The sequence below is a fragment of the Winogradskyella sp. genome, from assembly GCF_013213835.1.
In the GTDB taxonomy this organism is placed as follows: domain Bacteria; phylum Bacteroidota; class Bacteroidia; order Flavobacteriales; family Flavobacteriaceae; genus Winogradskyella.
Genome location: NZ_JABSSU010000007.1, coordinates 86,969 through 100,369 on the forward strand (window position 1 = coordinate 86,969; position 13,401 = coordinate 100,369).

Sequence of the window (13,401 nt, forward strand, 5' to 3'; positions counted from 1 at the left end):
CTTGTTTTTAAAGCGATAAAATGATAAATCACCAATCTAAATTGCCAAACGTTGGCACCACTATTTTTACAGTAATGAGTGCTTTGGCAAAAGAACACGGTGCACTTAATTTATCACAAGGTTTTCCTAATTATCCAAGTTTACAAAAATTGAACCAATTGGTCACTGATGCTATGAACTCAGGTCACAATCAATACGCACCAATGGCAGGAAATCTAAGTTTAAGGTTAGCTATTACTAACAAGTATAATCTACTTTATAAAAGCACGTATCATCCTGAAGATGAGATTACAATTACCGCTGGCGCAACACAAGCCATTTATACTATCATTTCTGCCTTTGTAAAGCCAAAAGATGAAGTCATCATTTTTAAACCTGCTTACGATTGCTATGAACCCGCCATTGCATTGAATGGTGGTAAAACCATTTCCATTCAGCTTTCAGCACCAAATTATAGCGTGGATTGGTCTGAAGTTGCTTCAAAAGTGAATTAAAAAACAAAAATGATTGTCATTAATTCACCACATAATCCAAGTGGTACAGTTTGGTCAACCGCTGATATGATTCAGCTTCAAAATATTACAAAAAACACTGATATCATTGTATTGAGTGATGAAGTATATGAGCATATTGTTTTTGATGACGAAACTCATAAAAGCGTGTGCTTATTTAATGACTTAAAGCAGCGTAGTTTTATCACAGCTTCATTCGGAAAAACATTTCACAATACAGGATGGAAAATTGGCTACTGTTGCGCACCTAAGTATCTTATGGAAGAATTTAGAAAAGTGCACCAGTTTAATGTGTTTAGTGTTAACCATCCGATGCAAATTGGTATTGCTCAATTTATGCAAGATGAAAACACCTATTTAGAACTGCCACAGTTTTTTCAAAATAAACGTGATCTATTTTTGAATCTCATTTCTGAATCTCGTTTTAAATTCACGCCTTCTAAAGGCACCTATTTTCAAGTTTTGGATTATTCAGCCATTACTGAAAAGCATGATGTAGATTTTGCTAAACACCTCACCAAAGTATTTAAAATTGCGTCAATACCACTTTCAGTATTTAATGAGAATAACAAGGATGATAAGGTCTTACGCTTCTGTTTTGCTAAAACCGATGATACTTTAATTAAAGCTGCCGAAATTTTATGTAAAATATAAGTAACTTTTTTTAATTCAATGTGTCAAAAGAACAAATGACAAAATCAAATTACAATATGAAGTATTACATTTTACTGTTATTCTTAGGATTTTCATTATCTACATTGGCTCAAAAAGTTGAGAAAAATGGTAAAACTTATGAAGTTAAGAATGAGAAAGTATGTTTAGATGGTGAAGACATCACTACAACCCTAAGTGCAGAGGAAAAATCTTTAATCCTTGAAGATGCCGCAGCAATTTCTGAAAAAATGAAACTCGAAAAGAAGGCTCAAAAAGCCAAGGAAAAAGCTGAAAAGAGGAATGCACAAGAGGCTAAAAAAATAGAAAAGGAACGTAAAAAAGCAGCAAAGGAAGTTAAGAAGGTTGAGAAGGCAAGAAAAAAAGCTGAGAAAGCACTTAAAAAACAAGAAAAATTAAAAAAGAATTACAGAAAAGCTCAGGACAATTTAGCTAAAGCTGAAAAGAAATATAAAAAACTTAAAAAGAAAGGAAAGCTTTCACCAGTTGATGAAACGAAATGGTTAGAAAAAATTGAAAAACTAACCGAAAAAGTAGCCAAAGCTAAACGCAAACTATAATTACCTTTTTTGCCCGTCAATTGTATTCTAAATTCGTAATTTTATACTATGAAGAACGAATTAAAAGTTGCAATTATTCAAACCGATTTAGTCTGGGAAAACCCAGCTGACAATAGAAAACAACTTGCTTACAAGGTCAATGCTATTTCTGATAGTGTTGACCTTATTATTTTTCCAGAAATGTTCACTTCCGGATTTACGATGAATGCCTCTACAGTTGCAGAAACTATGGATGGCACTACCATAAATTGGCTGAAAGACCTTGCACAACATAAGCAAGCTGCTATTATGGGAAGTCTGGTAATTAGTGGAAATAGCAATTATTATAACCGTTTTGTTTGTGTTGAACCTTCTGGTAGGATTCATCAATATGACAAGCGTCATACGTTTACACTCGCAGGTGAAGACAAAGTCTATACTGCGGGAACAGAGAAACTTATTTTTGAATATGAAGGTTGGAAAATTTGCCCACTAATTTGTTATGACTTGCGCTTTCCTGTTTGGGCTAGAAACACTGCAGACTACGACCTTTTAATCTATGTTGCCAATTGGCCAAAAGTAAGGGTTAGTGCATGGGATGCCTTATTAAAAGCTCGTGCAATTGAAAACATGAGTTATTGTATTGGTGTAAATCGTATTGGATTAGATGGCAATAATTACGAATACACTGGACATTCTGGCGCGTATGATGTTTTAGGTAATCGTTTAGATACCATAGCGGAAAGTGCAGAAAGTAACGAAATCATAAACTTAGATAAAGCTCATGTTAGTAAATACAGAGAAAAATTAGGCTTTTTAAATGATAGAGATCGCTTTAATCTAGAAGCGTAAAGTCTATTATAAAATCAAAACTGGCTCTTACCTCTTCAACCTTTTCCTGAGGTACGTAACTTACACGCTCTGGCTGTATACCTAGAAGATAATTACCCGTATCATATTTACCATTGCCATTTGTATCATGCACAACTCTTAGTGCGTATAACTTTGGTATTAAATCAGTAAAGTCAACCATAGGTAAATCCTTAGCATAACGTTCGTATGCGACCTCACCTTTATTATCAATTAATTGCACAATTAGTGGCAATTTTGCATTTCTAAGATTGACTCTAATGTTTCCGTATTCAGATTTTAGCTTAGTTCTAAAAGCATAATTAACCGTATCCTTATTTGTACCTTCATAGAAATCTGTGAATGCTTCAGGATATACTGTAAATGTATAACGTTGACCTTCTTCTTTTTCAATAGGGAAAGAATACCTATTTAATAATGAATCATATTTTACTTCGTACTTTAGATAGGTAGAATCGCGATCCATTAAGGTAATTTTAGTTGTATCAATTTTTGAAAAAGGCACCGAACCTTCTAATGTAAAATCCTTATCATAGTCTATGACATTGGAAGATAGTTTCTTTATCGTTAATGAGTCTTTATCTAGTTTTCTAAAGCGATGTTTAAAAGTGTCAATAAACTTTTCATTAGAAACAATGAATAACGTCGTATCAATCTCAAGCTTTGGCTTATACCAATAATATAATGTATCGGTTTTGGTGTCTTTTGTAATTCTCGTTTTAAAGTCTTCTGGTGTTTCAGCCAGAATCTTTATTTTCATAGACTCATAATCACCTTCATAAGGAAAAATAATTTTAGTCTCACCATCTTGCTTCGGCTTAAAACCTTTAAAATTGGTTTGCTCTTTAAACAAGGTTAACGGATATGTTGAATCATTTGGAACAGTAATAAATCCTTCATGAAATGCTATTTTTTCAGTCTTTTGATCGAAGGTGAAATTTCCATTTTTATCTTTTAATGCAATCAACTTATACGTTCCTGCTTTAATATTATCAATACTAAATGTGGTTACGCTATCAAGCGTATTGGTAACATAAATAGGCTTTTCTTTAAATACTATGGAATCGGTATATGTAGAATCCACATCGTACAACATCACTGAAATGAAAGGATCTGGCTCCTGCATTAAAGCATCCTTTACATAGCCTTTTACAGATAAAGAGTCTATGGTCTCGCCTGTTGAAAATACATATCTGTAGTATGGATATGGATTTTCCTCGTTATTATCTACAATACTTTCCCCAAAATTGAAAGCATAAGTTGTATTTGCTTTTAAAGTATCTTTTATTTTGATAGAAATATACTTGCTTGCTCCTCCCATAGGATAAATCACAGGATCATACTCCATTGGTGGCGATATAATAAGCTGTTTTCTTATATCCTTTATTTTAATGTATTCATCAAAATAAATTTTGATTTCAGCTGCGTTAAAATTAGTTGAGAAATTCTCTGGCACTGATTTTTCAATTACAGGAGGATCTTCATCAATTTCACCACCTGTTGGAGAACCTCTATTTGCACAACTGGCAAGAGTAATTCCTATAAGTATAATAAAAAAAATACGCTTTAATGACGTCGTCATCTGTATAGAATAGTTTAGCACAAAGAAACAATTTTAAAAGCTACACACAAAACGCAAAAATTAATTTGCAATTGCCATAGTTGCTAGACTTAACTTAATATTAGGAATTTTTAATAATTGTTTAGCACAAGCCTCAACCGTAGCGCCTGTAGTTATAATATCATCAACCAATAAAATGTGCTTACCATTTAATGTGTTATTAGGAGATATATCAAACACTGAATTATCTTCATATCTTCTAGATCGTCCTTTAAATACTTTAGTTTGAGTAGATTTAATGCGTTGTAAAACAGTGTCATTATATTCAATATTTAGAGCATTGGCTATTGCTCTGCCAAAAGCAGTAACCTGATTATAACCTCGCTTTTTTAATCTAGATTTATACAATGGCACAGGTATTACAACATCTACGTATTGATATGCTTGTAAAGACTGTAACTCTGCACCTAACCAACTACCCAAAATTCCACTAATATGCTCATGTCCTTTATACTTTAAGTTGTGCAATATCTGCTGTACTTTTCCCTTTTTAGAAAAGTACAAAAGTGCGGTTGCATTCTCTAACTGTACACGACCATAAAGCACTTTTTTTACATTTTCAGAATTATTAAAGTGAAAATTAGTTACAGGTAACTCATGACGGCAAGTTATACAAATACTAGATTCATTGTCTTGTAAGGGATTATCACAAGCCTCACATACATGAGGGAAAAACAGGTTTATCAAATTTTTTAACACTTATATCGAATAAAATAAGATTATGATTCAAGATACTATAATTTCGTCGTCAATTAATAGAAATTAATATGTTAGTTAACCCTCGTTTATTTAGCTACAGATTAATTATAGGTTCTTTATTGGTTGTTTTAACTGCACTAGGAGTATATAGTTTCACAAACTATAAATCTATTAAATCCTACGAAAACTTCTTGGTGCAAGAAAAGGTTTTGATAGAAAAAGAACTATCAGAAATCTTGTCTAGTTATGACGAATTAAGCCAAGATTACGATCTTTTGTCTGCCGAGCTCCAAGAGGCAAAATTAGAAACTAAAATTGCTTTAGATTCTTTAAGATTATTAAAAGGAGACTTATCAATTATCACGAAGTTTAAAAATCAACTCTCTGTTATTAAAACAAAGAGTAGAGTTTTATTAAGTACCATAGATTCTTTAAATGCTGAAAATTTAAGGCTAAAAGAAGAACAACTGTATGCCTTAAATAAAATAGAAAATAAATCTAAAAACATCAACAAACTTAAAGAGGTTAATGCTTCTTTGAATAAGTCTATAGACGAGGCAGCTGTTTTAAAGGCAAGTCATATTGAAGCAACATCTTATAAATTAAAGTCTGGTAAGAAACGTTTCTCGGAAAAAGCGAAGCGCGTAAATACCTTAGACATTTGTATTTATTTACCAGAAAATCCATTGACCCAAGAAGGTAAAAAGGACATATATGTACAGATTGTTAGTCCTCAAGGAAATGTCATTGCAGACAAAGGTGAAGTGAGATTTGGAGACACTTCATTACTATATAGCCAAAAAGAAGTGGTGAATTACAATAACGAATCATTAGAATTCTGCTCTCAAGTAGTGGCTGATACCAAAGACCAACCACTTCAAAAGGGCATTTATTACGTTAACGTCTTTCATCAAAATCAAAGAATAGGGTCTACTAGTATTACATTGAAATAATTCGCCCATCATAATTTTTGAAAAACCGTTCTCTTAATTTGAACGGTTTTTTATTTTTGCACCTATGGCAAATGAAGACAAATTCAAAAAGGTAATCTCTCACGCAAAAGAGTATGGTTACGTGTTTCAGAGTAGCGAAATCTACGATGGATTAAGTGCAGTATATGATTATGCTCAAAATGGTGCTGAATTAAAGAAAAACATTCGCGACTATTGGTGGAAAGCCATGGTGCAAATGCATGAAAATATTGTAGGTATAGACGCAGCAATTTTTATGCATCCAACCACTTGGAAAGCTTCTGGTCACGTTGATGCATTTAACGATCCATTAATTGATAATAAGGATTCAAAGAAACGTTATCGTGCAGATGTTTTAGTAGAAGATTATTGCGCTAAAATTGAGGCTAAGATTGAAAAAGAAATCAAAAAAGCGGCTAAGCGGTTTGGTGATGCTTTTAATAAAGAAGAATTTGTTTCTACCAACGGAAGAGTTTTAGGCTACAAAGAAAAGATTGATACAATTCTTAAACGTCTTGGTAAATCTTTAGAGAATGAAGATTTAGCAGATGTAAAAGCGCTTATTGAAGAACTTGAAATTGCTGACCCAATGACTGGTTCTAAAAACTGGACAGACGTTAAACAGTTTAACCTTATGTTTGGCACTAAACTCGGTGCTAGCGCTGAAAGTGCTATGGACTTATATTTAAGACCGGAAACTGCTCAAGGTATATTCGTTAACTTTTTGAATGTTCAAAAAACAGGTCGTATGAAAATTCCTTTCGGAATTGCTCAGACCGGTAAAGCCTTCAGAAATGAAATTGTTGCGAGACAATTCATCTTTAGAATGCGTGAATTTGAACAAATGGAAATGCAATTTTTCATTAAACCAGGCACTCAAAAACAATGGTTCGACTATTGGAAAGATACGCGTCTAAAATGGCACAAATCTCTTGGAATGGGAGACGACAATTACCGTTTCCACGACCATGAAAAATTGGCCCATTATGCTGATGCAGCTACAGATATAGAATTTAGATTCCCATTCGGATTTAAAGAATTGGAAGGTATTCATTCTCGTACAGATTTTGATTTAAAACAACACGAAGAATACTCAGGTAAAAAATTGCAGTACTTTGACCATGAAGAAAATTCGAGCTACACACCTTATGTGTTAGAAACCTCTATTGGTTTAGACCGTATGTTCTTAGCTGTGTTCTCTAACAGTCTGCAAGACGACACTTTAGAAGATGGCAGTGAACGAACTGTTTTAAAATTACCTGCAGTTTTAGCACCAACAAAAGCTGCCGTATTACCATTAGTTAGAAAAGATGAAGCCTTAACAAAAATGGCAAAAGATATTGTAGATGACCTTAAATGGGATTTTAATGTAATTTACGATGAAAAAGATGCTGTTGGTAGACGTTATAGACGACAAGATGCTGCTGGTACGCCATTCTGTATTACTGTAGATGGTGAAAGTATTGAAAATAATACTGTAACCATTCGTCATAGAGATACTATGGAACAAAAACGTGTAAAGGTTGATGAACTTAGAGATATCATTAAAGCTGAAGTTGATGTGAAACATTGGCTCATGAAGATGAAATAAATACAAACTTTTTAATACCTAACCATGAGAGAACTAAACGACATACTCACTATAATTGACAGTTATATTGGTAGCGCCGCTTGGTTTCCTTATGTACTACTAGGTACTGGTTTATTCTTTACCATATACCTAAGATTCCCACAGGTTAGATACTTCAGATTTGCATTACGCGTTGTTAGTGGTAAGTTTGACAAGGCCGAGCATGAAGGTGATACTAATCATTTTCAAGCCTTAACAACGGCGTTATCTGGTACAGTTGGTACAGGTAATATTGCCGGTGTTGCATTAGCCATTCATATTGGTGGACCTGCTGCAGTTTTTTGGATGCTGATGACTGCCGCGGTTGGTATGTGTACAAAGTTTGTTGAAGTAACGCTATCGCATAAATACAGAGAAAAAGCCGAAGATGGTACAATGGCAGGTGGCCCAATGTACTACATGAAGAACAAACTGAATATGAAATGGCTAGCCGCCATTTTTGCTATTGCGACAATTCTTTCTTCTTTTGGTACAGGATCTTTACCACAAATAAATAGTATATCTGCATCACTCAATGCTACCTTTGGTTTAGATGAGATGCTTGTTGGTGGAGTTTTAGCTGTTTTACTTGGTCTTGTTATTATTGGTGGAATAAAACGAATTGCCGCTGTAACCTCTAGACTTGTTCCTGCAATGGCATTTATTTACCTTGTCGGTGCACTATCAGTGATTATTTATAATTATGATAATATTATACCTTCATTTATATCAATATTCTCTGATCTTTTTACAGGTTCTGCAGCAACAGGTGGTTTTTTAGGTGCAAGTATTGCTTTTGCATTTAATAAAGGTGTCGGTAGAGGACTTTTTTCTAACGAAGCAGGACAAGGTAGTGCTCCTATCGCACATGCTGCTGCAAGAGCGAAAGAACCAATTTCTGAAGGTCTTGTTGCTATTTTAGAGCCTTTTATTGATACTATTGTGATTTGCACTCTGACTGCAATGGTATTATTGTCCTCTGGTGTATGGACAGAAAAACTTCAAAATAAGTTTGATTTTGTTGATATGGAAATTCTAGATGGCAAATATTTTGATACCACAGATGACGGAAGAATTGCATTAGGAAGTCATATAAGTAAAGAAAAGCCATTACCACTTTTTACAGGACAACTCAATGTTATTGATGGTAAAATACAGGAAGATATCTCAATAATTAATGCTAGATCCTTAGCTGAGAATATTGCCATTTTTAGAAATGAAAAGCCTATCAATGAAGTCATAAATATAACCAACGGTAAACCCGAAGATGTAACTCTTGTTTTTGAAGGAAAATCATTAGTACACAGTGCACCACTAACAGCAGAAGCTTTTACCAGAAGTTTCTTTGGTCGTTATGGCCAGTATATTGTCTCAATAGGCTTGTTATTATTTGCCTTTAGCACGGCTATTAGTTGGTCATATTATGGTGGACGAGCAATGACATATCTTTTAGGGTCTAAATCTGTAGTGTATTATAGAATTGTATATGTGTTTGCTTTTTTTATTGCTTCGTTTGCAGATACTACAGTGATTTGGACACTTTCAGGGATTACAATTGCATTAATGACGCTTCCGAACTTATTCGGAATTCTGATGCTACGAAAAGACATGAAGTCAACTGTTGATAGTTATTGGAGTAACTTTAAAAAAGATTGGCCTGAAGAGAAAACACCTGAATGATAGTCTTTCTTAAAATCTATAAGCTACAGTGATCCCAAACTTTCCAATAAAGTCGTAATCGGTATCACCACTTTCAAATAGATTTCGCCCTATTCCAAAATTAACTTCACCTGTAAGTCCTTTTTTTGTAATCCATTTTCCGCCCAAACCTATTCCTAGTGCAAAGTCAGTCGTCCAATTATCTACACCATCATCAAAAATAAAATCGACATCTCTATTCACTCGATTCAACATTCCAAAACCTTCAAGAAAAAAACCAGCCGCATACTTTTTCCCAAAATAATATCGGTAATACGGCGACGCATAATAACTTATATCATCACTTATCTCAGAATCATATGGTATAAAAACACTTATTCCAACACCAGATTCTTCATCTAACAAATGCTCATATCCTACTTCAAAGGCACCCAATACGAGCACAAAAGCATTGAGTTTTACTTCATGTTTTTTTAATATCTCTTGACTTACAGCTTCTTCATTCTGAGCATTAATAGTACTTATTGAGCAAAGCATTACAAATACCAAAAGTATCTTTTTCATAATATTGATTGAATTGATTTAGATCATAATTGCTAACACAATTATAGTTCATAGATACAAAAAAATAAAAATGGTTGCGTGAGAATTATCTTAAAAATAAGCCTTCAACTGTATTGTTCCAGTATGAATGGTGTTAGAAGTCTCTGTTTTTCTTCCAAAATAGTTAAGATTTAAATCTAAAAACTTAGTCAATTTTTTCTGAGCTAATAAACTCCAAGTGAAGTTCTTATCGGGTTGCAAACCTTCTAGCATTTGATAAGCAACTGGCGTATTTGCATTACCTTCAAAGGCATTTTTGAAATAATTAAACTCACCTGTTAAAGCAATTTTTTGAGCTTTATTATAGGTAAACGAAAGTCCATAATTATTCTGAGCTAAGGTCTCTAAACTTCCAATGGTATTAGTTTTTGTGGTGTATTGATAAAAGACATCAAACTGTGCATTCTCACTAAACACATAAGACAGTTTTGGTTGAAAACTCTCTTCTTCAATCTCAAAGTTTCGGTTACTAAAGTTCTCACTAAAACTTTCATCCTTACCTAAACTCGCAATAATATTAAATAACCAATTTGTGGCGAACTTATGATTAAACTGTAATTGATGATTCAATAATTTGTTTTCTTGAAAACCTATTGACAATAAATTTCTACTTCTGTTAGACAAAAATGTATACGATGTAGTGTAGCGTTGTTTTCCTCTGTTGAAGAATAACACATTTCTAATGCTGTTATTCAATGCTAACTCATTCTCTTCATCTTCTGCAAAGGGATTGAGGTTAAAATTATTGCCTTCTCGTCTAAACTTTCTATCTATCAAATACGAAGTCTGATTATAAAAATGTGAAAAGAATTTCTTGGTTTTGTTCTCAGATTTTGCCCATTGCATCGGATTAATGGTTATTGCTTGGCTCAACCTATTTTGGTGCGTTTGCACAAACACTTGATTGGGTAACAGCACTCTAATATAACTGCCTTGGTCAGCAAACTGAGCAATTTCAAACTCGTTGAGTTCTTGTATACCATTCTCATTATAATCTATCCAAGTGTATGCACCTTGACCAGCTTCAACCTCAACATAAGTAAAATCTTGTTGTGGTAAGGTACCAGAATTAGTTTCGAAACTGGTATTCCAGAAAATGAGATTATTAAACAATTTTTGATTAAAATTTAAACGGCTATTCAAACTCTGCTCATCAGGTGAATCTTCTATTACGGCTTTTAAATCTCTATAGTTTACAAAGAGTTGAAGATTGGTGTATTTATTCTGAATTAATCTCGACTTTAAATAATAGGTGTTTGAGGTATTTACCCGCTCTAACACGTTATTTCTAATACTATCATTTAAACGTTTGATGTAACCAACTTCTGCAAAAACTTTGGTGCTATCACCAATTCCAACAAAAGCTTCATAAGATTGAAATTTTTGACTTAATGGTGTTAATTCTTCAGTTTCTATAGTGGTTTGTTCGTTACCTTCAATAGCAAATTTAGTACCTACCCATTTTTTGTTTTTGCCATACACAGCTCTATTAAATGACCTCAAAAATGTAGACTTATTAATAGTACCTTCACTATTTAACAAGCTCGAATTAGAGAATATATTAAAGTTGCCAAGCTGAAGGTTTGCCGTAAGATTATGTCTGTTACCACTAATATTTTCTGAATAATCAAGAAATTCAAAATTGTAGGATGCTACACCTTTTTTAGAATGTGACAATTGTAATCCTGAAGTCATTAATAGTTGATTCCCAAAGTTCACATTACCTTGGTTGTTCTCCGTGTTATCTAAATTCCAATCACGACTAAATTCTGCTCTATATAAACGCTGAATGGTTCTAAAATTATCTTGAATATAGTCTGCATCTACCAATGCCGACAAATTCCAAAGGCTATCAGATTTTATGAGGCTTTGATTAATCCTGAACTTACCAGCAAAGCCATTATTATCGTCGTCGTCCAAATTAGAAAATAAGTTATTATCGTTTTTGCTTCCAGTCAATTCAAAATAGATATCCGTTTTTTCAGAAGGCTTATATCTTCCATTCAATACCGCAATTTGCAAGCGTTCTGGTGCAACCAATTGTGTTATGGGTTCATAGTTTCCTTGAGGTATGCCACCAATTGGTGCTACATATTCAAAAATATTGCTCACTGCATTCCCATTACTTAGCACATAATTACCTTGATTAGCGCCAACCAAAGTAAACCTAACACTAAATAATTCATCATCCGGATTTTGTGAGAACACAAAGATGGCTTCACCATCAACAATGTCTTGCCGATAGAGAATTCTATTTTCAGAAAAAGATTCTGGTGTTGCAGAAGGTGCAACCATTAGACTTTCATCATCACCTGCATCAGCCAAAATCTGAGTTTGCTCGGAAGATAAGTTTTGTTGTAATGGCTGATTTTTGGCATCACTTTCTGAATACACAGAGACATTCAGGCTTAACCTTTCGGTATTAAAACTACTTCCACCAAAAACTGTAAAACGTGAATAATTTCGTTCGCTAAATTGGTAATCTACCGTTATTCGCATTTCGGAAGTAATCGGATACGTTGAATTAAAAATGATTTCACCAGCATTGTAATCAATAATATAATCTCTGTTCTCACCACGTTCTAATGGCACACCATTGACATAAACCGTTTCACTACCAGAAACAATGAGTACAAATAATTCATTATTTGGACCACGTAACTTATATGGACCTTGATTACCTTCTTGTGCTGTAAACTGTGTTGTTGTAAACTGTCCTCTTACCAATGCACCAGATGCAAATACAGAAGTTTTATCACTGAGATTAGCATTCACCATCAAGCCTTGTACACGTTTAGAAAATTTAGCGAAGTAACTATTGGTATTCACAAGGTCTATATCACCAGCTCTAATGTTCCAATTGTCACTTAAAAGCTCTATAAAGACTTGATCAAACTCATCTAAACGCTGTGAATAGCCGCTTTCTTGTAATGGAATATTAGCATCTTGAATAGATGCTCGTAAAGATACTTTATCACTTAATTTACCAGAAATCTGAAGGTCTAACTCACTGTTCAATACGGAGTTTTGATTGTTTCCTATGGTAACACCTCGCGAAATACTTCCAGAAGTTGTTAATCCATCAAATGGTGTGAACGTATTTCGTGTATTTGTATTTCGTAGCTTATATAAAGCTTCAGCACCTTTAGACCTATCAACTATAACATTATCATCTAGCTGCTTATATACCTTAGTTATAAAATCTGGATATTTTAGATATTCAATATCAATAGAATCTAATTGAATATTTTTTTTGAAAGTTAAAATAGACTTGGCAAAATCCACTTTAAAATTAGTAGAATCAAGCACTTTATTATCCTTTGTAGTCACAATAAATCGCGAAGGATTTATACTCACAGAATCTATTCGAATAGTATCCTTCACCCCAAAACGTTTTTTCTGGTATCCGCTATTTTTATCTTGGGTAGAACCAAGATAAGAGCATAAAAGAATTAGAAAAAGAATCGCTTTTTTCATCTAGAACTATAACTTCTTATCCTACAAAATATTTTAATGTTAAAATAGCTGCAAAATAATAGTGTAAAAGTAGGGTATTATTTAATTTTGGTCGTTGTCGAGTTATACATCTTGCAAAAGACATATTCACCAAGATGTCAGGTTGAGCATTGGTTGATGTCAAAATATA

The 13,401-nt window shown here is 33.5% G+C and carries 9 protein-coding genes and 1 pseudogene; 6 read left to right on the forward strand and 4 right to left on the reverse strand.

From position 1 onward, the window contains the following. Positions 1-23 precede the first annotated feature (23 nt). The 3 genes and pseudogenes from HRU50_RS11945 (at position 24) to HRU50_RS11955 (ending at position 2,575) form a co-directional block, all read left to right on the forward strand. Positions 24-1,166, forward strand: a pseudogene (locus tag HRU50_RS11945) (methionine aminotransferase). Positions 1,167-1,222: 56 nt separating this feature from the next. After that, complete coding sequence (locus tag HRU50_RS11950; protein ID WP_296351321.1) at positions 1,223-1,744, forward strand: hypothetical protein; 522 nt, start codon at positions 1,223-1,225, stop codon at positions 1,742-1,744. Between the two features lie 48 nt (positions 1,745-1,792). Continuing rightward, the gene (locus tag HRU50_RS11955; protein ID WP_296351322.1) at positions 1,793-2,575 is read left to right on the forward strand and encodes an amidohydrolase; all 783 of its coding nucleotides are present in this window, start codon (positions 1,793-1,795) and stop codon (positions 2,573-2,575) included. Here the strand turns inward: HRU50_RS11955 and HRU50_RS11960 are convergent. Both HRU50_RS11960 and HRU50_RS11965 read right to left on the reverse strand, forming a co-directional pair. After that, positions 2,559-4,175 (reverse strand): Ig-like domain-containing protein, encoded by a 1,617-nt coding sequence (locus HRU50_RS11960; RefSeq protein ID WP_296351323.1) that lies wholly within the window; start codon positions 4,173-4,175, stop codon positions 2,559-2,561. The genes HRU50_RS11955 and HRU50_RS11960 overlap by 17 nt on opposite strands. 60 nt (positions 4,176-4,235) lie before the next feature. Continuing rightward, positions 4,236-4,901: a phosphoribosyltransferase family protein gene (locus tag HRU50_RS11965; RefSeq protein WP_366927379.1), complete on the reverse strand. Its 666-nt coding sequence runs from the start codon at positions 4,899-4,901 to the stop codon at positions 4,236-4,238. Between the two features lie 80 nt (positions 4,902-4,981). Between HRU50_RS11965 and HRU50_RS11970 the strand changes: the two genes are divergently transcribed. From HRU50_RS11970 to HRU50_RS11980, 3 genes are all read left to right on the forward strand, one after another. Next, the gene (locus HRU50_RS11970) at positions 4,982-5,866 is read left to right on the forward strand and encodes a hypothetical protein (protein ID WP_296351324.1); all 885 of its coding nucleotides are present in this window, start codon (positions 4,982-4,984) and stop codon (positions 5,864-5,866) included. Between the two features lie 64 nt (positions 5,867-5,930). Next, the gene (locus HRU50_RS11975; RefSeq protein ID WP_296351325.1) at positions 5,931-7,475 is read left to right on the forward strand and encodes a glycine--tRNA ligase; all 1,545 of its coding nucleotides are present in this window, start codon (positions 5,931-5,933) and stop codon (positions 7,473-7,475) included. A 24-nt stretch (positions 7,476-7,499) separates the two neighbouring features. Then, complete coding sequence (locus tag HRU50_RS11980) at positions 7,500-9,173, forward strand: sodium:alanine symporter family protein (protein ID WP_296351326.1); 1,674 nt, start codon at positions 7,500-7,502, stop codon at positions 9,171-9,173. A 9-nt stretch (positions 9,174-9,182) separates the two neighbouring features. Here the strand turns inward: HRU50_RS11980 and HRU50_RS11985 are convergent, their stop codons facing one another. Beyond that, positions 9,183-9,716, reverse strand: a complete 534-nt coding sequence (locus tag HRU50_RS11985) for a DUF3575 domain-containing protein (protein WP_296351327.1) — start codon at positions 9,714-9,716, stop codon at positions 9,183-9,185. A 90-nt stretch (positions 9,717-9,806) separates the two neighbouring features. Further along, positions 9,807-13,232 carry a hypothetical protein gene (locus tag HRU50_RS11990; RefSeq protein WP_296351328.1) on the reverse strand — a complete coding sequence of 1,142 codons (3,426 nt, stop codon included), beginning with the start codon at positions 13,230-13,232 and terminating at the stop codon, positions 9,807-9,809. Positions 13,233-13,401 lie beyond the last annotated feature (169 nt).